Genomic DNA, 19,553 nt, shown 5'->3' with positions numbered 1-19,553 from the left:
GGCATTGGCGCCCCTCCCGATGCCTTGAGGGCAGGGCGCCCCGCTAAAGTGATTTTCGAATTTGCGGCCGGAGGCGACCGGTCTGCGAGGAGAAGACGATGAACCAAGAAATTATGAATCTCTTTAACCCGACGACACCGGCTCAGGTCTTCGACCAGATCCGGATTTCGATCGCGTCCCCGGAGAAGATTCTGTCCTGGTCCTACGGCGAGATCAAGAAGCCGGAGACCATCAACTACCGTACCTTCAAGCCCGAGCGCGACGGCCTGTTCTGCGCCCGCATCTTCGGGCCGATCAAGGATTACGAGTGCTTGTGCGGCAAGTACAAGCGCATGAAGTACAAGGGCATCATCTGCGAGAAGTGCTCGGTCGAGGTCACGCTGTCGCGCGTCCGGCGCGAGCGCATGGGCCATATCGAGCTCGCTGCCCCCGTCGCCCACATCTGGTTCCTGAAGTCGCTGCCCTCGCGCATCGGCCTTCTGCTGGACATGACGCTGAAGGATCTCGAGCGGATCCTCTACTTCGAATATTACGTCGTTCTCGAGCCGGGTCTCACCGCGCTCAAGGACCGTCAGCTGCTGTCGGAAGACGAGTACCTGAAGGCGCAGGACGAGTACGGCCAGGATTCCTTCACCGCCATGATCGGCGCCGAGGCGATCCGCGAGCTGCTCAAGGGCATGGACCTCGAGAAGCTCGAAGCCACCTTGCGCCTGGAGATGCAGGAGACCGACTCCGACATCAAGCACAAGAAGCTCGCCAAGCGCCTGAAGATCGTGGAAGCGTTCCGCCACTCCGGCAACAAGCCGGAATGGATGATCATGACCGTGGTCCCGGTGATCCCGCCGGACCTGCGTCCGCTGGTGCCGCTCGACGGCGGCCGCTTCGCGACCTCGGACCTCAACGACCTCTACCGCCGCGTCATCAACCGCAACAACCGCTTGAAGCGGCTGATGGAGCTGCGCGCGCCTGACATCATTATCCGCAACGAGAAGCGCATGCTTCAAGAAGCGGTGGATGCGCTGTTCGACAACGGCCGCCGCGGCCGCGTCATCACGGGTGCCAACAAGCGCCCGCTGAAGTCGCTCGCCGACATGCTCAAGGGCAAGCAGGGCCGCTTCCGTCAGAACCTGCTCGGCAAGCGCGTCGACTATTCGGGCCGTTCGGTGATCGTGGTCGGTCCCGAGCTGCGCCTGCATCAGTGCGGCCTGCCGAAGAAGATGGCGCTCGAGCTGTTCAAGCCGTTCATCTATTCGCGGCTTGACGCCAAGGGTCTGTCCACCACGGTGAAGCAGGCCAAGAAGCTGGTCGAGAAGGAGCGGCCCGAGGTCTGGGACATCCTGGACGAGGTCATCCGCGAGCATCCCGTGCTGCTCAACCGCGCACCGACGCTGCATCGTCTCGGCATCCAGGCGTTCGAGCCCGTGCTGATCGAGGGCAAGGCGATCCAGCTTCACCCGCTGGTCTGCTCGGCTTTCAACGCCGACTTCGACGGCGACCAGATGGCCGTGCACGTTCCGCTGTCGCTCGAAGCGCAGCTGGAAGCGCGCGTCCTGATGATGTCGACCAACAACATCCTGCATCCCGCGAACGGTCAGCCGATCATCGTGCCGTCGCAGGACATCGTGCTGGGTCTCTACTACGTCTCGATCATGCGCGAAGGCCTGCCCGGCGAGGGCAAGGTGTTTGGCGAGATGGCCGAGCTCGAGCACGCCCTGCATGCGAAGGTCATCCACCTCCACACCAAGATCAAGTACCGTTGGGAAGGCATCGACGAGACCGGCAAGATCACCAAGCGCTGGATCGAGACCACCGCTGGCCGCGTCATGCTGGGCAATCTGCTGCCGAAGAACCAGCGGGTCCCGTACGAGATCATCAACAAGCTGATGACCAAGCGCGAGATCTCGGGCGTCATCGACCAGGTCTATCGTCACTGCGGTCAGAAGGAGACGGTGATCTTCTGCGACCGCATCATGGCGCTCGGCTTCTACAACGCGTTCAAGGCCGGCATCTCGTTCGGCAAGGACGACATGGTCGTGCCGCACGCCAAGTGGAAGATCGTCGACACCACCCGTACGCTGGCGAAGGATTTCGAGCAGCAGTACAACGACGGCCTGATCACCCATGGCGAGAAGTACAACAAGGTCGTCGACGCCTGGTCGAAGGCCACTGAAGAAATCGCCAAGGCGATGATGAAGGAGATCTCCTCCACCAAGAAGACGGCGAGTGGAGCGGATGCCGACATCAACTCGATCTACATGATGGCTCACTCCGGCGCCCGCGGTTCGCCGGCCCAGATGCGCCAGCTTGCCGGCATGCGCGGCCTGATGGCCAAGCCGTCGGGTGAGATCATCGAGACGCCGATCATCTCGAACTTCAAGGAAGGCCTCTCGGTTCTCGAGTACTTCAACTCGACCCACGGCGCCCGCAAGGGTCTCGCGGACACGGCGTTGAAGACCGCGAACTCGGGCTACCTGACCCGTCGTCTCGTCGACGTGGCGCAGGACTGCATCATCACGCAGTCCGACTGCGGCACCAAGCTCGGCATCAAGATGCGCGCCATCGTCGATGCCGGCACCGTGGTTGCTTCGCTCGGTTCGCGCATCCTCGGACGCACGGCCTGCGACGACATCCGCGACAGCTCGGGCAAGGTGATCATCAAGCGCGATACGCTGATGGAAGAGAGCCATCTGGACGCCATCCAGCAGGGTGGCGTGCAGGAGGTGAAGATCCGCTCGGCACTGACCTGCGAACTCGTCAACGGCATCTGCGGCAAGTGCTACGGCCGCGACCTCGCCCGCGGCACGCCGGTCAACCACGGCGAAGCGGTCGGCGTCATCGCGGCGCAGTCGATCGGCGAGCCGGGCACCCAGCTCACCATGCGCACCTTCCACATCGGTGGTGCGGCGCAGCTCAACGAGCAGTCGTTCGTCGAAGCCAATTTCGACGGCAAGATCGTGATCAGGAACAAGGCCATCGCCCGCAACAGCGAAGGTCACCTGGTCGCAATGGTCCGCAACATGGTGGTGGCAATCGTCGATGCCGACGGCACCGAGCGTGCGACGCACCGTGTCCAGTACGGCTCGCGTCTGCACATCGACGAGGGCGACACCGTCAAGCGCGGCCAGCGCATCGTCGAGTGGGACCCGTATACCCGTCCGCTTCTCACCGAAGTGGAAGGCACCATCGGCTTCGAGGACCTGGTCGAGGGCCTGTCGATCACTGAAACGCTCGACGAGGCCACCGGTATCGCCAAGCGCGTGGTCATCGACTGGCGCTCGACGCGCGGCGGCGGGGACCTGCGTCCCGCCATCGTGGTCAAGGGCAAGGACGGCAAGGTGCTCAAGCTCGCCCGTGGCGGCGATGCTCGCTACATGCTGTCGGTCGACGGCATTCTGTCGGTCGACATCGGAGCCAAGGTCCAGGCGGGTGACATCCTCGCCCGTGTCTCGACCGAAAGCGCCAAGACGCGTGACATCACCGGCGGTCTGCCGCGGGTGGCGGAACTGTTCGAGGCACGTCGCCCGAAGGATGCGGCGATCATCGCCGAAATCTCGGGCACCATCCGGTTCGGACGCGACTACAAGAACAAGCGTCGCATCTCGATCGAGCCGATGGACAAGACCGACGAGGCGCGCGAGTACCTGATCCCGAAGGGCAAGCACATCCACCTTCAGGACGGCGACGTCGTCGAAAAGGGCGACTTCATCGTGGAAGGCAACCCGGCGCCGCATGACATCCTTGCGGTCAAGGGCATCGAGGAGCTCGCGGCCTATCTGGTCAACGAAATCCAGGAGGTCTACCGGCTCCAGGGCGTGCTCATCAACGACAAGCACATCGAGGTGATTGTCCGTCAGATGCTCCAGAAGGTGGAAGTCACCGACCAGGGCGACACGGACATGATCTCCGGCGAGCAGATCGACAAGATCGAGTTCGACGCGATCAACGAGAAGACCAAGGAAGAGGGCAAGAAGATCGCCACGGGTACGCCGGTTCTGCTCGGCATCACCAAGGCGAGCCTCCAGACCCGCTCCTTCTTCTCGGCGGCCTCGTTCCAGGAGACCACCCGCGTCCTCACGGAAGCGGCGGTCAACGGCAAGGTCGATCCGCTCGAAGGCCTCAAGGAGAACGTCATCGTCGGCCGGCTGATCCCGGCGGGCACCGGTGCCTCCATGGCCAAGATCCGCGAAGTCGCGATGAAGCGCGACAAGATGATCCTGGACGAGCGCGAGAAGCAGGCGGCCGTCGTGTCGCCCGCGCCGGAAGCGGAGCTTCCTGCGCTGCCGCCTGCGGAATGATCGTTCATCCGTAGGAATACCGAGGACAATGAAAAGGCCGGCGCAAGCCGGCCTTTTTGCTGCTTTGTTTCCCTGTTGCGGTGCGGGATCAACCTTTGTTCATCTTCCCTTCAGCCGTAAAAGCGCTTCTGCTAGGGGAGCTTAGACCGGTGGATCCCGTGACGGGGGCAGGGCCGGAGACCACGGAACTCTCATGCTTGATCTCGCAATCGTAGGCGGCGGCCCCGGCGGGCTGATGAGCGCCTGGTATCTGAAGAAGAAACTCGGCGACCTCTGCCGCATCACCATCTACGAGGCGTCCGACCGGCTCGGCGGCAAGATCGTCACGCGCAAATTCGATTCCGCGCCCGCCATGTACGAGGCCGGTGTTGCCGAGATCTACGATTACTCGATGACGGGTCCCGATCCGCTGCGCGAGCTGATCCAGCATTTCGGCCTGCAGACGATTCCGATGGACGCCGAGCAGGTGCAGTTCGGCGGCGAGCTGCTCAACGACGTCGCCGGCATGCGCCGCAAATACGGCGCCAGGACCGCAGCCGCGATCGAGGCGTTCCGCAAACGCTGTGCCGAGGCGATGTCGCCGATCGAATATTACGAAGGCGTCGGCGCCCACGACAACGAGAACCCCTGGGCCTACAAGACCGCCGAGCAGGTGCTCGACGAGGAGGTCGAGGACGAGACCGCCAAGCGCTTCTTCAAGGTCATGGCACGCTCGGACCTCGCGACCGAGAGCCACAACACCAATGGCCTCAACGCGCTCAAGAACTATCTGATGGATGTCGACGGCTATATCGGCCTCTACTCCATCCAGAACGGCAACGAGCAGCTGATCGAGTGCCTCCAGTCGGAGGTGAATGCCGACATCCAGCTCAATCATCGTGTGCTCACCGTCGGCAAGGCGCCGACCGGCCGCTATCAGCTCAAGATGATGAACGGCAAGGGGCCGGAGACGCGCGACTTCGATCTCGTGCTGATGTGCCTGCCGCATTCCTGGCTCTCGACCGTCGGCTGGGAAGGCGAGCAGCTGCGCAAATCGATGGTCAAGCACGTCTCGTATTTCGACCGTCCCGCGCATTATCTGCGCGTCTCGATCCTGTTCGATTCCCCGTTCTGGGGCGAAAAGATTCCCGGCGCCTGGTTCATGTCGGAGGCCTTCGGCGGCTGCTGCGTCTACAACGAAGGCGCGCGCCACGATGTCGGCAAGCACGGCGTCCTGAACTGGCTTATCCCGGGCTCCGACGCGCTGGCCTTCGCCAATCTGTCGGACCAGGAACTGTTCGACGCCGCGCTGAAATCGCTGCCGGCTTCGCTCGGCGACGCCCGTGCGCATTTCGTGGAAGGCAAGACCCATCGCTGGCTGTCGTCGGTGAACGCAATTCCGGGCGGCCTGCCGGTGCGCGACGTCATGACCAACCATCGCCCCGAGCCGAAGGAGCATCCCGGCATCGTGGTGGTCGGCGACTATCTGTTCGACTCCACGCTGAACGGCCTGCTCGATTCTTCGGATGCCGCGACCGATATCATCCTCACCGAGATGATGCGCCTGCGCCGCGAGCGCGCGCAGGAGGAGGGGCAGCCGGTCTCGGACAAGATCGACCGCGACTATTTCGAGGATTATCGCGGCCTCGGTCCCTATAGCGAGGCATGGCGGCACTTCACCGATCCCGACTATCTGACAAAGCTGATCGGTATCGTCTGGGGCAGGGCCAAGGGTGCCAAGCTGCTGGTCGCGGGCTCGGCCAGCGGCGAGCTGGTCGGCGCGCTGCGCGATCGCGGCATCGATGCCTGGGGCATCGAGAACAATCGCGCCATCCACGCGAAAACGCCGAAGGCGCTGAGGAAATACAACAAGCTCGGTTCGATCACCGACATGCCGTTCAAGGACGGCGCCTTCGATTTCGTGTTCGAGACCAGCCTCTGCCACATTGCCCCGAAGCAGGTGGTCCGCGCCATCCGCGAGCTCAACCGCGTGGTCAAGACCGGCCTCGTGTTCGGCTCGATCACCTCGGACATGGCTTCAGCGGTGATCGACCGCTACGACCTGTTGCGCGGGGTCAGGAAGCTCGGCACCTGGTGGGAATGGTCCGAGCTGTTCTTCGGCAACGGCTTCGACCTGTCGATGCACCGCAAGGACTGCACCGATGCGCTCTGGGAGGCGACGCTCGCCGCCAACAAGGGCCCGGGCCAGTGGTACGCGGACGCCGACAGCCTGCGTTATTCGTTCTTCGACAAGGTCGAGGACGAGGACGAGGACTAGCCGCAGGGCGAGCCGGCACAGCCAATTGTTTTGCCGAATTCATTCTGATCGCATAGAATCGGTGCGATAGCGGTTGCCGCTATTCCCTGCTTTCTCTGCGGTCATACCGGCCGTCAGCATCCGTTGGTTTCATGGCGTCCAAGCCCCTTCCGCCCGACAAACAGAAGCTCGCCGCGGAAGAGGCGGCCGAGCTCGACGACAAGCTCGCCCCCGCCAAACCGGACCTCGAAGCCGACGAGGACGACGAAGACGAGGAGGATGACGAGCTGGAGCTCGATGACGACGACGATGAGGACGAGGACCTCGTCGTCTTTACCGCGCGCGAGGCCGCGGGCGCGCTCGCGACCATCCTGGGTTTCGTCAAACCCTTCCTCGTCAACTACAAGCGGATGCTGTCATTCGTGGCGTTCGGCGTCTTCGTCGAGACGCTGTTCAACGTCATCATGCCGCTCAGCCTGAAATACCTGATCGACGACGCGCTCGGCGAGGAGGATTTCCAGGCGCTGTACAAGATCCTCGGCGTGCTCGCGGTCGCCGGCATCTTCACCTCGATCGTCGCGGTCTGGTACGAACGCTGGGACGCGCGGCTGGCGGCCTGCGTTATCTCCGATGTCCGCAAGCGCCTGTTCGATCATGTCCAGGACCTGCCGGCGGCTTATTTCGGCCGCACCAAGCGTGGTGAGATCCTGTCGCGCTTCTCCGTCGACCAGGCTGCCTTCGAGGGCTCGGTCAAAACTTTCGCCAACAGCGCGGCGCTGCCGTTCCTCGAATTGATCGCCGGCATCATCCTGATGGTGTTCCTGAACTGGCAGCTCGCGGCGGTCGCGCTGCTCGTGTTCCCCATCACGCTGATCGGTCCGCGCATCCTGACCCCGAAAGCGGTGCAGGCCAATTACGAGCAGAAGCAGAACGAGAGCGCGCTGCTCGGAATGGTGCAGGAGAACGTGGCGGCGCAGGCCGTGATCAAGGCGTTCAGCCTGCAGCGCAAGATGTTCGGCTTTTTCAAGTTCCGCAACGACGAGACCCGCAACAAGATCGCCTCGGCCACGTTCCTGTCGACCATGGTGGAGCGGACCGTCACCATCTCGGTGCTGATGCTGCACCTCGTCGTGCTCGCGATCGGCGCGTATCTCGCGACCAAGGGCCAGATCACGATCGGCACCTTCGTCACCTTCGAGAGTGCGTTCTGGGAGGTCTCCTACAACATCGCCCATGTGATGCACTTCGTTCCGGTGTCGATTTCCTCGGCCGCCGCGATCCGTCACATGCAGGAGCTGCTGGACGAGCCGACGCGCAGCGCTGATCGTCCCGGCGCACCCGACCTTCCGCGCATCACCAACGACATCACCTTCGATCACGTCACCTTCCAGTACGAAGGCAGCCAGACGCCGGTACTGGACAATCTCAGCCTCAAGCTCAATGTCGGCAAGCGCATCGCCATCGTCGGCCCCTCGGGCTCCGGCAAGAGCACGCTGCTCAATCTGATCCTGCGGCTCTACGTGCCCGACGATGGCCGCGTCACCATCGACGGCGTCGACGTGCGCAAGGTGACGCTGGATTCGCTGCGCCGGAGCATGGCGGTCGTGTTCCAGGAGAACATGCTGTTCAACATGTCGATCCGCGAAAACATCCGGCTCGGCAAGGAAGGCGCGACCGACGAGGAGGTCGAGGAGGCCGCCAAAAAGGCCGAGATCCATCGCTACATCATGAGCCTGCCGCAGCGCTACGACACGCCGGTCGGCGAGCGCGGCGATACCTTGTCGGGCGGCCAGCGCCAGCGCATCGCGATCGCACGCGCTGTCATCCGCAATCCGTCCGTGCTGCTGCTCGACGAGGCGACTTCGGCGCTCGACCAGACCACGGAGGCCGCAATCAACCGCACGCTGCTCAAGGTCGCCAAGGGCCGCACCATGATCTGGTCGACCCATCGTCTGAGCTCAGTGGTCGAGATGGACGAAATCATCGTGATTTCGGGGGGCAGGGCGATCGAGCGCGGTTCGCATGCCCAGCTGCTGGCGAAGAACGGCACCTACCGCAATCTCTGGAACGATCAGACCCACCAGCCGCACGGTGCGGTGGCTCAGGCTGACGACGACAGCGACGATGACGACCTCGACGAGGACGATGAGGACGAAGACGAGGAGGAGTGACCGAGGAAGTTCGGCTCCAGATGGACGGCCCCTCCAAGCGGCCGCAATAGCCCCTGAACCGACCAGGCGACGAAGCGAGCCCAGCGCTGTGCCGTCCAGTAGGGGCTCGTGCTGATCGAGACCGAGCGGAAGTCGAACGCCTTCGCTGCCGACCATTCGTCGCAGTCCCGCTTGACCGGATCGGCATAGAACGCGGCGATCTTGCCCGTATCCATCCCGTCGGAAGCGAGCCATTGCGGGATGTAGAGGTTGCAGAGCCGCTCGACGTCGGTGAAGACCTTGTCGCAGCCGGTGCCGGCGGCAGGGCAGGAGGTCGCAAACGCATCGCCCACCAGCACCAGGCCGGGCTGGCCGCTTGCGTCATTCACATAGAGATCGACCGGGCGAATCTTCAGTTCGCCGGGAATGTCGAAGGCGCCGGTGATGCGCTTGAGCCGGGGCAGGGCGGCGTTCAGCGTCTCGGCCGGCGCGCGGCGCAGCTCGCGCAACCATGGATCGTCGAAGCCGCGATAGACGAACAGGTTGGCGCGCATCCGCGTGCCGACCGGAAACAGCGTGATGTAGGGGATCCGGTCGCTCGGCCGTTCCGAGAAATAGGTCAGCGCCGGGAAATCGAACGAAGTCCGCCCCGCCGGCACCACGTCGAACCCGACCGAGATCGAATGGCAGGCGCTGACGATTCGCCGGGCGATGCCGAGCTGGTGGCGCAGGCCGACGTTCAGTCCGTTGGCGAGCACCACCAGGCGGGCCGAGATCGTCTCGTCATTGGAGAGCGTGACCTTTTGTCGGTCCGGGCTGGTCTCGACCGAAATCGCCTTGGCGCAGATGCGCGCGACGGTTTCAGGGATTTCGTCCCGGACAGCGTTAACGAGCGAATCGTAGAGGATGTTGAACTGCCGGCTTGGTGCCTTGTCGAGGAGGTGGCCGAAGCGCGCGATCCAGTTCTCGCCGGCAAAGGTCGCGCGGCGCAGCACCGATTCTCCGATTCCCGTCCTCAGGAATCGCTCGACCTGCACGTGGCCGCTGAGTTTTTCGACCCGAAAGTCCGCCGGATAGCTCTCATGCGGGTCGATCAGCACCGCCGAAATGCCGGCACGGCCGAGCATTGCGGCGGCGGTCGAGCCCGAGAGTCCTCCGCCGATAATGGCAATGTCGGTATACCGCATGACGCAAATCTCTGCCGAAGGCGGCAGTTTGACGCATCAACAGGAAAAAAAGCCTTAGCAGGGGTTATAAAAGTATATTTTACCCGGCTATAAATAGTTTGCCTACTGGCGGAACAGGCGTCTCGTGGCCATATGCAGGACGCGCAGCAAGTGCGGGCAAACGACGATTTTGACAGGCGCCAGAAGCGTTTTCCGACTGTCGTTTCGCCTTGACTTGATCGATTCTCACTTATAGAAAGCGCCTCACTTACACGACAGGCGGTGAGCATCGCCAACGTCGGAACGGGCCACTCGCTGATCCCCAAGAGTTTGATCTCCAAAGGGTCGTTTAAAGCGGGCACCAACCTCGACGAATGCCGCTCAAACGCTGTCGATCATAGCTAGGCAATGCCAGTGCGATTCTAGTTCTCTTGAGCTTGTTCTCTTGAGATCGAATTCGGATGCATGACCTCAGTGCGCGGGCCGCGGCTTTATGCTGATCGGCCTCAATACTGCGGTCCTCTGTGGCGTCGAAACGCTTTCCGCTCAGTGATGGAGTGGTTGGCGCAATTTCGCTTTGTGCGGATTGTTCCGTGCGAGGCGCTCCGTCGAGCGGGTAGCTCGAAAGAATTGCGGTTCCGGCAACGGTCCGCGGCAAGACAGCGGACCCGGAAGGGCTCGCGACAGAACAAAGGGTAAGGCCAGGATGCCGACGATCAACCAGCTGATCGCTCAACCGCGTGAAGTGCAGAAGTCGCGCAAGAAGGTGCCGGCGCTGCAGCAGTCGCCGCAGAAGCGTGGTGTTTGCACCCGCGTCTACACCACGACCCCGAAGAAGCCGAACTCGGCGCTTCGTAAGGTTGCCAAGGTGCGCCTGACCAACGGCTTCGAGGTGATCGGCTACATCCCGGGTGAAGGCCATAACCTTCAGGAGCACTCGGTGGTCATGATCCGCGGCGGCCGCGTCAAGGATTTGCCCGGCGTGCGCTACCACATCCTCCGCGGCGTTCTGGATACCCAGGGCGTCAAGAACCGTAAGCAGCGTCGTTCGAAGTACGGCGCGAAGCGTCCGAAGTAAGCGGGAACCAGCTCCATGTCTCGTCGCCACTCAGCGGAAAAGCGCGAAGTTCTTCCCGATCCGAAGTTCGGGAACATCATCGTCACCAAGTTCATGAACTCGGTGATGTACGCCGGCAAGAAGTCGGTCGCGGAAGGCATCGTCTACGGTGCATTCGGCATCATCGAATCCAAGACCAAGCAGAACCCGCTCGGCGTGTTCGAGCAGGCGCTCGAGAACGTCATGCCGACGATCGAAGTGCGCTCCCGCCGCGTCGGTGGTGCGACCTACCAGGTTCCGGTCGAAGTTCGCTCGGTGCGCCGTCAGGCGCTGGGCATCCGCTGGCTGATCTCGGCTGCGCGCGAGCGCAACGAGAAGACGATGACCGAGCGCCTCTCGGCCGAGTTGCTGGACGCCTCGAACAACCGCGGCAACGCCGTCAAGAAGCGTGAAGATGTGCACCGGATGGCCGAAGCCAACCGCGCCTTCTCGCACTATCGCTGGTAACGGCGACACACGGAATCTAAGGAACAGCCCATGCCTCGCGTTCATGCCATAGAGAACTACCGCAATTTCGGTATCATGGCGCATATCGATGCCGGCAAGACCACGACCACCGAGCGCATCCTCTATTACACCGGCAAGAGCCACAAGATCGGCGAAGTGCACGAAGGTGCCGCGACGATGGACTGGATGGAGCAGGAGCAGGAGCGTGGCATCACGATCACCTCGGCTGCCACCACCGCGTTCTGGGCCGGCAAGCGCCTGAACATCATCGACACCCCCGGCCACGTCGACTTCACCATCGAAGTCGAGCGTTCGCTGCGCGTGCTCGACGGCGCCGTCTGCGTGCTCGACTCGAACCAGGGCGTCGAGCCCCAGACCGAGACCGTCTGGCGCCAGGGCGACAAGTACAAGGTTCCGCGCATCGTCTTCGCCAACAAGATGGACAAGACCGGTGCCGACTTCTTCAAGTGCCTGGCCGACATCGTCGACCGCCTCGGCGCCAAGCCGATCGCGATCCAGCTTCCGATCGGTGCCGAGAACAACTTCAAGGGTCTCGTCGACCTCGTGAAGATGCAGGGCATCATCTGGAACGATGAATCGCTCGGCGCGAAGTTCGACTATGTCGACATCCCGGAAGATATGGTCGAGCAGGCCAAGGAATACCGCGAGAAGATGGTGGAAGCGGCCGTCGAGCTCGACGACGACGCATTGGCCGCCTTCCTCGACGGCAACGAGCCGGACGAAGAGACGCTGAAGCGGCTGATCCGCAAGGCGGTGCTGACCGGCGCGTTCTATCCCGTGCTGTGCGGCTCGGCCTTCAAGAACAAGGGCGTGCAGCCGCTGCTCGACGCCGTCGTCGACTATCTGCCGTCGCCGGTCGACGTGCCCGCGATCAAGGGCACCGACGATGAAGGCAACGAGATCGTACGCAAGGCGGACGACAAGGAGCCGCTGGCTCTGCTCGCGTTCAAGATCATGGACGATCCGTTCGTCGGCACCATCACCTTCTGCCGCATCTACTCGGGCGTTCTCCAGAGCGGCACCGGCGTGGTGAACTCGACGCGCGAGAAGAAAGAGCGCATCGGGCGCATGCTGTTGATGCATGCGAACAACCGCGAAGACATCAAGGAAGCCTATGCCGGCGACATCGTCGCGCTGGCCGGCCTGAAGGAAGCGCGAACCGGCGACACGCTGTGCGATCCCGACAAGCAGGTGATCCTGGAGAAGATGGAATTCCCCGAGCCGGTCATCGAGATCGCGATCGAGCCGAAGTCCAAGGCCGACCAGGAAAAGCTGGGCGTGGCGCTGGCGAAGCTCGCTGCGGAGGATCCGTCCTTCCGCGTGTCGACCGACCAGGAGTCCGGCCAGACCATCCTCAAGGGCATGGGCGAACTCCATCTCGACATCAAGGTCGACATTCTCCGCCGCACCTACAAGGTCGACGCCAACATCGGCGCGCCCCAGGTTGCGTTCCGTGAGCGCGTCACCAAGAAGGCCGAGGTCAAGTACACCCACAAGAAGCAGACCGGCGGTACCGGTCAGTTCGCGGAAGTGTCGATCGTGGTCGAGCCGAACGAGCCCGGCAAGGGCTACGAGTTCGAGTCCAAGATCGTCGGTGGTGCGGTTCCGAAGGAATACATCCCCGGCGTGGAAAAGGGCCTCAACAGCGTCATGGGCGCCGGCGTCGTCGCGGGCTTCCCCGTCGTCGACGTCAAGGTCTCGCTGGTCGACGGCAAGTATCACGACGTCGACTCGTCGGCGCTCGCCTTCGAAATCGCTTCGCGTGCTGCATTCCGCGAAGCGCTGCAGAAGGGCAAGTCCGTCCTGCTCGAGCCGATCATGAAGGTCGAAGTGGTGACCCCGGAAGACTATACCGGTTCGGTTATCGGCGATCTGAATTCCCGGCGCGGTCAGATCCAGGGTCAGGACATGCGCGGCAACGCCAACGTCATCAACGCGATGGTGCCGCTCATGAACATGTTCGGTTACGTGAATAACCTGCGCTCGATGAGCCAGGGTCGCGCAACCTTCACCATGCAGTTCGACCACTACGCAGAAGCGCCGGCCAATGTGTCGGCAGAAGTCCAGAAGAAGTTTGCCTGATTGTCGTCGGTCGAGAACTGACGGTTGAACGGAGAGTCAAATGGCCAAAGCAAAGTTTGAACGTAACAAGCCGCACTGCAACATCGGCACCATCGGTCACGTCGACCATGGCAAGACGTCGCTGACCGCGGCGATCACCAAGGTTCTCGCCGAAGCCGGCGGTGCGACGTTCACCGCGTACGACCAGATCGACAAGGCGCCGGAAGAGAAGGCGCGCGGCATCACCATCTCGACCGCGCACGTCGAGTATGAGACCAAGAACCGCCACTACGCCCACGTCGACTGCCCGGGCCACGCCGACTACGTCAAGAACATGATCACCGGCGCTGCCCAGATGGACGGCGCGATCCTGGTTGTGTCGGCTGCCGACGGCCCGATGCCGCAGACCCGCGAGCACATCCTGCTCGCCCGCCAGGTCGGCGTGCCTGCGCTCGTCGTGTTCCTCAACAAGTGCGACATGGTCGACGATCCGGAGCTGCTTGAGCTCGTCGAGCTCGAAGTCCGCGAGCTGCTCTCGAAGTACGACTTCCCGGGCGACAAGATTCCGATCATCAAGGGTTCGGCGCTCGCCGCCCTCGAAGATTCCGACAAGAAGCTCGGCCACGAAGCCATCCTCGAGCTGATGAAGAACGTCGACGAGTACATTCCGCAGCCGGAGCGTCCGGTTGACCTGCCGTTCCTGATGCCGGTTGAAGACGTGTTCTCGATCTCCGGCCGCGGCACCGTCGTGACCGGCCGTGTCGAGCGCGGCATCGTCAAGGTCGGCGAGGAAATCGAGATCGTCGGTCTCCGTGCCACCCAGAAGACGACCGTCACCGGCGTCGAAATGTTCCGCAAGCTGCTCGATCAGGGCCAGGCAGGCGACAACATCGGTGCGCTGCTCCGCGGCACCAAGCGTGAAGACGTCGAGCGCGGCCAGGTGCTGTGCAAGCCGGGTTCGGTCAAGCCGCACACCAAGTTCAAGGCTGAGGCTTACATCCTCACCAAGGAAGAGGGCGGCCGCCACACCCCGTTCTTCACCAACTACCGTCCGCAGTTCTACTTCCGCACCACCGACGTGACCGGTGTCGTGCATCTGCCGGAAGGCACCGAGATGGTGATGCCGGGCGACAACATCGCGATGGAAGTGCACCTGATCGTGCCGATCGCGATGGAAGAAAAGCTCCGCTTCGCGATCCGCGAAGGTGGCCGTACCGTCGGCGCCGGCGTCGTCGCCTCGATCATCGAGTAATTACGAATAGGGATCGGCGAGTAGCGGATGGTGACATTCGCTATTCGCTATTCGCCACCCAACGAAGAGAGACCACGGCAATGAACGGCCAAAATATTCGTATCCGTCTCAAGGCGTTCGACCATCGTATCCTCGATACGTCGACCCGCGAGATCGTGAACACGGCGAAGCGCACCGGCGCGCAGGTTCGCGGACCCATTCCGCTGCCCACCCGCATCGAGAAGTTCACCGTCAACCGTTCGCCGCACGTGGACAAGAAGAGCCGCGAGCAGTTCGAGATGCGCACTCACAAGCGCCTGCTCGACATCGTCGATCCGACCCCGCAGACCGTCGATGCTTTGATGAAGCTCGACCTGGCCGCCGGTGTCGACGTCGAGATCAAGCTCTAAGATTTTTGGATCACGTTCGCACCTAGCGGACAGAAAGAACAGGAAGCACGCCGATGCGCTCCGGAGTGATCGCACAAAAGGTCGGGATGACGCGGGTCTTTACGGAGGCCGGCGAACATATCCCCGTGACCGTGCTGAAGCTCGGCAATTGCCAGGTCTTGGGCCACCGCACTGAAGAGAAGAACGGTTACGTCGCGCTCCAGCTTGGTTCTGGCAGCCGCAAGACCGTTTACATGCCGAAGGCTGAACGCGGCCAGTTCGCGGTCGCCAAGGTCGAGCCGAAGCGGCAGGTCGAGGAATTCCGCGTCTCCGCGGACGCCATGATCCCCGTCGGCGCCGAGATTCTCGCCGACCACTTCGTCGTCGGCCAGTTCGTCGACGTCACCGGCACCTCGGTCGGCAAGGGCTTTGCCGGCGGTATGAAGCGCTGGAACTTCGGCGGTCTGCGCGCCACCCACGGCGTGTCGGTCTCGCACCGTTCGATCGGTTCGACCGGTGGTCGTCAGGACCCCGGCAAGACCTGGAAGAACAAGAAGATGCCCGGTCACATGGGTGTCGACCGCATCACCACGCTCAACCTCCGCGTCGTTCAGCTCGATGTCGAGCGCGGCCTGATCCTCGTCGAAGGTGCCGTTCCCGGCTCCAAGGGCGGCTGGATTCGCGTGCGCGACGCCGTCAAGAAGCCGCTGCCGAAGGAAGCTCCGAAGCCCGGCAAGTTCAAGGTTGCTGGCGAAGCGGACGCTGCTCCGGCTGCGCAGGAGGCGTGAGATGGAATTGAAGGTCACCACCCTCGAAGGTAAGGAAGCCGGCTCCGTCCAGCTGTCCGACACCATTTTCGGCCTCGAGCCGCGCCAGGACATCATTGCACGTTGCGTGCAGTGGCAGCTCAACAAGCGTCAGGCCGGCACCCACAAGGCCAAGGGCCGCGCCGAGATCTGGCGCACCGGCAAGAAGATGTACAAGCAGAAGGGCACCGGCGGTGCTCGTCACGGCTCGGCCCGCGTGCCGCAGTTCCGTGGCGGCGGTCGTGCCTTCGGTCCGGTGGTGCGTTCGCACGAAACCGGCCTGCCGAAGAAGGTCCGTGCGCTCGCTCTCAAGCATGCGCTCTCGGCCAAGGCCAAGGACGGCAACCTGATCGTGATCGACAAGGCCGCGCTGGAAGCCGCAAAGACCAAGGCGCTGCTCGGTCATTTCTCGGGTCTGGGGCTCACCAACGCGCTGATCATCGACGGTGCCGAGCTCAACAACGGCTTTGCCGCTGCGGCCCGCAACATCCCGAACATGGACGTGCTGCCGATCCAGGGCATCAACGTCTATGACATCCTGCGCCGTCAGAAGCTCGTTCTGACCAAGGCCGCCATCGATGCGCTGGAGGCGCGCTTCAAATGACGAAGAACATCGAGCCTCGCCACTATGACGTGATCCTGTCGCCGGTCGTGACTGAAAAGGCCACGATCGCCTCGGAGCACAACAAGGTCCTGTTCAAGGTGGCCGCGAAAGCCACCAAGCCGCAGATCAAGGAAGCGATCGAGAAGCTGTTCGACGTCAAGGTCAAGAGCGTCAACACGCTGGTCCGCAAGGGTAAGACCAAGGTCTTCCGCGGCAATCTCGGTTCGCAGTCGAACAGCAAGCGCGCGATCGTGACCCTCGAAGAGGGTCACCGGATCGACGTGACCACCGGTCTGTAAGGTCGTACGACGATGGCACTGAAGAAATTCAATCCCACGACGCCGGGCCAGCGCCAGCTGGTCATGGTCGATCGTTCGGCTCTCTACAAGGGCAAGCCGGTCAAGGCGCTCACCGAAGGCAAGCACTCTGCGGGCGGCCGTAACAACACCGGTCGCATCACCGTGCGCTTCCGCGGCGGCGGTCACAAGCGGACGCTGCGCACCGTCGACTTCAAGCGTGAGAAGGTCGACGTTCCCGCGACCGTCGAGCGGCTGGAATACGATCCGAACCGCACCGCGTTCATCGCGCTGGTCAAGTATCAGGATGGCGAGCAGGCCTACATCCTGGCGCCGCAGCGCCTGGCCGTGGGTGACACCATCATCGCCGGCAGCTATGTCGACGTGAAGCCGGGCAATGTCATGCCGCTCGGCAACATGCCGGTGGGCACGATCATCCACAACATCGAGCTCAAGATCGGGAAGGGCGGCCAGCTCGCCCGTTCCGCCGGCACCTACGCCCAGCTCGTCGGTCGCGACCAGGACTACGTGATTGTTCGCCTGAACTCGGGCGAGCAGCGCCTCGTGCACGGCCGTTGCCGCGGCACGATCGGCGCGGTGTCGAACCCGGATCACATGAACACCTCGATCGGCAAGGCCGGCCGCAACCGCTGGCTGGGCCGCAAGCCGCACAACCGCGGTGTTTCGATGAACCCGATCGACCATCCGCACGGCGGTGGTGAAGGTCGTACCTCGGGCGGTCGCCACCCGGTCACCCCGTGGGGCAAGCCGACCAAGGGCAAGAAGACCCGCACCAACAAGTCGACCAACAAATTCATTCTCCTAAGCCGCCACAAGCGGAAGAAGTAAGGAACGCCGGACATGGTTCGTTCAGTCTGGAAAGGCCCGTTCGTCGAGGGTTCTCTGCTCAAGAAGGCAGATGCTGCCCGCTCGTCCGGCCGTCACGACGTCATCAAGATCTGGAGCCGTCGCTCGACGATCCTGCCGCAGTTCGTCGGCCTGACCTTCGGCGTCTACAACGGTCAGAAGCACGTGCCGGTGGCCGTCAACGAGGAAATGGTCGGTCACAAGTTCGGCGAGTTCTCGCCGACCCGCACCTTCCATGGCCACTCCGGCGACAAGAAAGCCAAGAAGGGCTGAGGATTAAACGATGAGCAAACCTAAGCGCGAACGGAGCCTCGCCGAGAACGAGGCCAAGGCGGTCGCCCGGATGCTTCGGGTGAGCCCGCAGAAGCTCAACCTGGTCGCCCAGCTCATTCGCGGCCGGAAGGCGGCCTCTGCGCTCGCCGACCTGCAGTTTTCGCGCAAGCGGATCGCGGTTGACGTGAAGAAGTGCCTGGAATCGGCTATCGCCAACGCCGAGAACAACCACGACCTCGACGTCGACGATCTCGTCGTGGCGCAGGCCTTCGTCGGCAACGGCCTCGTGATGAAGCGCTTTGCCGCTCGCGGCCGTGGTCGCTCGGGCCGTGTCTACAAACCATTTTCGCAGCTGACGATCATCGTTCGTCAGGTCGAAGCCGAAGCAGCGGCTTAAGGGACGCAGGAGCACACGATGGGTCAAAAGATCAATCCGATCGGTCTGCGTCTTGGCATCAACCGGACTTGGGATTCCCGCTGGTTCGCCGGCAAGCAGGAATACGGCAAGCTGTTGCACGAGGACGTCAAGATCCGCGAGATCCTGCACAAGGAGCTCAAGCAGGCGGCCGTCGCCCGCATCGTGATCGAGCGTCCGCACAAGAAGTGCCGCGTCACCATCCACTCGGCTCGTCCGGGCGTGGTGATCGGCAAGAAGGGCGCCGACATCGACAAGCTGCGCAAGAAGGTCGCGGACATCACTTCGTCCGACGTCGTCATCAACATCGTCGAAATCCGCAAGCCGGAGCTCGATGCGACGCTGGTGGCCGAGTCGATCGCGCAGCAGCTCGAGCGCCGCGTCGCATTCCGCCGTGCCATGAAGCGCGCCGTTCAGTCGGCGATGCGTCTCGGCGCGGAAGGCATCCGCATCAACTGCTCGGGTCGTCTGGGCGGTGCGGAAATCGCGCGCATGGAGTGGTATCGCGAAGGTCGCGTGCCGCTGCACACGCTGCGCGCGGACATCGACTACGGCGTTGCGACCGCGTTCACGACCTTCGGCACCTGCGGCGTCAAGGTCTGGATCTTCAAGGGCGAGATCCTCGAGCACGATCCGATGGCCCAGGACAAGAGAATGGCCGAAGGCGAGACCAGCGGCGGTGGTGGTGATCGCGGTGGCCGTGGGCGCCGTGACAACGCTGCGGCCTGACGCCAGCACAGAGAATTTGAGGGCTTGAAGCCATGATGCAACCTAAGAAAACGAAGTTCCGGAAGGCGCATAAGGGCCGTATCCACGGCGTTGCGTCTTCGGGTGCGACGTTGGCCTTCGGCCAGTTCGGCCTGAAGGCGACCGAGCCTGAGCGCGTCACCGCGCGCCAGATCGAAGCCGCTCGCCGCGCGCTGACCCGCCACATGAAGCGTGCCGGCCGCGTCTGGATCCGCGTGTTCCCCGACGTTCCGGTGTCGAAGAAGCCGGCCGAAGTCCGAATGGGCTCCGGCAAGGGCGCGCCGGAATTGTGGGTCGCGCGCGTCAAGCCGGGCCGGGTGCTGTTCGAGATCGACGGCGTCAACACCCAGACGGCGCGTGAAGCGCTGACCCTGGCGGCCGCCAAGCTGCCGATCAAGACGCGCTTCGTCGAGCGCATTGCGGAGTAATGGC

Annotated in this window: 17 protein-coding genes; 16 read left to right on the top strand and 1 reads right to left on the bottom strand. The window is 62.9% G+C overall.

All coding sequences use genetic code 11. The annotated features are described in order from the left end of the window. Positions 1-98: 98 nt before the first annotated feature. The 3 genes from rpoC (at position 99) to AB7532_RS22260 (ending at position 8,702) form a co-directional block, all read left to right on the top strand. The gene (rpoC, locus tag AB7532_RS22270; RefSeq protein ID WP_441236857.1) at positions 99-4,295 is read left to right on the top strand and encodes a DNA-directed RNA polymerase subunit beta'; all 4,197 of its coding nucleotides are present in this window, start codon (positions 99-101) and stop codon (positions 4,293-4,295) included. Positions 4,296-4,488: 193 nt separating this feature from the next. Next, positions 4,489-6,552 (top strand): FAD-dependent oxidoreductase, encoded by a 2,064-nt coding sequence (locus AB7532_RS22265; protein WP_441236856.1) that lies wholly within the window; start codon positions 4,489-4,491, stop codon positions 6,550-6,552. Positions 6,553-6,683: 131 nt separating this feature from the next. Continuing rightward, the gene (locus AB7532_RS22260; protein WP_441236855.1) at positions 6,684-8,702 is read left to right on the top strand and encodes an ABC transporter ATP-binding protein; all 2,019 of its coding nucleotides are present in this window, start codon (positions 6,684-6,686) and stop codon (positions 8,700-8,702) included. Here the strand turns inward: AB7532_RS22260 and AB7532_RS22255 are convergent. After that, a complete protein-coding gene (locus tag AB7532_RS22255; RefSeq protein ID WP_441236854.1) occupies positions 8,633-9,868 on the bottom strand; it encodes an FAD-dependent oxidoreductase in 1,236 nt (411 codons plus the stop codon). The two genes, AB7532_RS22260 and AB7532_RS22255, sit on opposite strands and share 70 nt — an antisense overlap. A gap of 685 nt (positions 9,869-10,553) precedes the next feature. Here AB7532_RS22255 and rpsL point away from each other — a divergent pair. The 13 genes from rpsL (at position 10,554) to rplP (ending at position 19,549) form a co-directional block, all read left to right on the top strand. Further along, positions 10,554-10,925 (top strand): 30S ribosomal protein S12, encoded by a 372-nt coding sequence (gene rpsL / locus AB7532_RS22250; protein WP_007603006.1) that lies wholly within the window; start codon positions 10,554-10,556, stop codon positions 10,923-10,925. A gap of 15 nt (positions 10,926-10,940) precedes the next feature. Further along, positions 10,941-11,411: a 30S ribosomal protein S7 gene (gene rpsG / locus AB7532_RS22245; RefSeq protein ID WP_212235938.1), complete on the top strand. Its 471-nt coding sequence runs from the start codon at positions 10,941-10,943 to the stop codon at positions 11,409-11,411. Between the two features lie 30 nt (positions 11,412-11,441). Then, positions 11,442-13,514, top strand: coding sequence for an elongation factor G (fusA, locus tag AB7532_RS22240; RefSeq protein WP_441236853.1), 2,073 nt, complete (start codon positions 11,442-11,444; stop codon positions 13,512-13,514). 40 nt (positions 13,515-13,554) lie between these two features. Then, positions 13,555-14,745, top strand: a complete 1,191-nt coding sequence (gene tuf, locus AB7532_RS22235; RefSeq protein ID WP_441236852.1) for an elongation factor Tu — start codon at positions 13,555-13,557, stop codon at positions 14,743-14,745. Positions 14,746-14,825: 80 nt separating this feature from the next. Further along, entirely contained in the window at positions 14,826-15,134 is a 309-nt protein-coding gene (rpsJ, locus tag AB7532_RS22230; RefSeq protein ID WP_002712302.1) for a 30S ribosomal protein S10, read from the top strand. Positions 15,135-15,187: 53 nt separating this feature from the next. After that, positions 15,188-15,901 carry a 50S ribosomal protein L3 gene (gene rplC, locus AB7532_RS22225; RefSeq protein ID WP_247503499.1) on the top strand — a complete coding sequence of 238 codons (714 nt, stop codon included), beginning with the start codon at positions 15,188-15,190 and terminating at the stop codon, positions 15,899-15,901. 1 nt (position 15,902) lies between these two features. Continuing rightward, positions 15,903-16,523, top strand: a complete 621-nt coding sequence (rplD, locus tag AB7532_RS22220; protein ID WP_441236851.1) for a 50S ribosomal protein L4 — start codon at positions 15,903-15,905, stop codon at positions 16,521-16,523. Next, on the top strand, positions 16,520-16,822 hold the full coding sequence (locus tag AB7532_RS22215; RefSeq protein WP_008136362.1) for a 50S ribosomal protein L23: 303 nt from the start codon (positions 16,520-16,522) through the stop codon (positions 16,820-16,822). The genes rplD and AB7532_RS22215 overlap by 4 nt, the downstream gene beginning before the upstream one ends. A gap of 12 nt (positions 16,823-16,834) precedes the next feature. Continuing rightward, positions 16,835-17,668, top strand: a complete 834-nt coding sequence (gene rplB, locus AB7532_RS22210; protein ID WP_441236850.1) for a 50S ribosomal protein L2 — start codon at positions 16,835-16,837, stop codon at positions 17,666-17,668. Positions 17,669-17,680: 12 nt separating this feature from the next. Continuing rightward, positions 17,681-17,959, top strand: coding sequence for a 30S ribosomal protein S19 (rpsS, locus tag AB7532_RS22205; RefSeq protein ID WP_441236849.1), 279 nt, complete (start codon positions 17,681-17,683; stop codon positions 17,957-17,959). Positions 17,960-17,969: 10 nt separating this feature from the next. Continuing rightward, complete coding sequence (gene rplV, locus AB7532_RS22200) at positions 17,970-18,356, top strand: 50S ribosomal protein L22 (RefSeq protein WP_092034894.1); 387 nt, start codon at positions 17,970-17,972, stop codon at positions 18,354-18,356. Between the two features lie 18 nt (positions 18,357-18,374). Continuing rightward, positions 18,375-19,103 (top strand): 30S ribosomal protein S3, encoded by a 729-nt coding sequence (gene rpsC / locus AB7532_RS22195; RefSeq protein WP_441236848.1) that lies wholly within the window; start codon positions 18,375-18,377, stop codon positions 19,101-19,103. Between the two features lie 32 nt (positions 19,104-19,135). Continuing rightward, complete coding sequence (gene rplP, locus AB7532_RS22190; RefSeq protein WP_063982581.1) at positions 19,136-19,549, top strand: 50S ribosomal protein L16; 414 nt, start codon at positions 19,136-19,138, stop codon at positions 19,547-19,549. Positions 19,550-19,553: the final 4 nt, after the last annotated feature.

Origin of the sequence: Bradyrhizobium sp. 930_D9_N1_4, assembly GCF_052076015.1 — a bacterium.
In the GTDB taxonomy this organism is placed as follows: domain Bacteria; phylum Pseudomonadota; class Alphaproteobacteria; order Rhizobiales; family Xanthobacteraceae; genus Bradyrhizobium.
The sequence above is the reverse complement of the archived record's forward strand: the minus strand, read 5'-3'. Positions and strand labels throughout refer to the sequence as shown.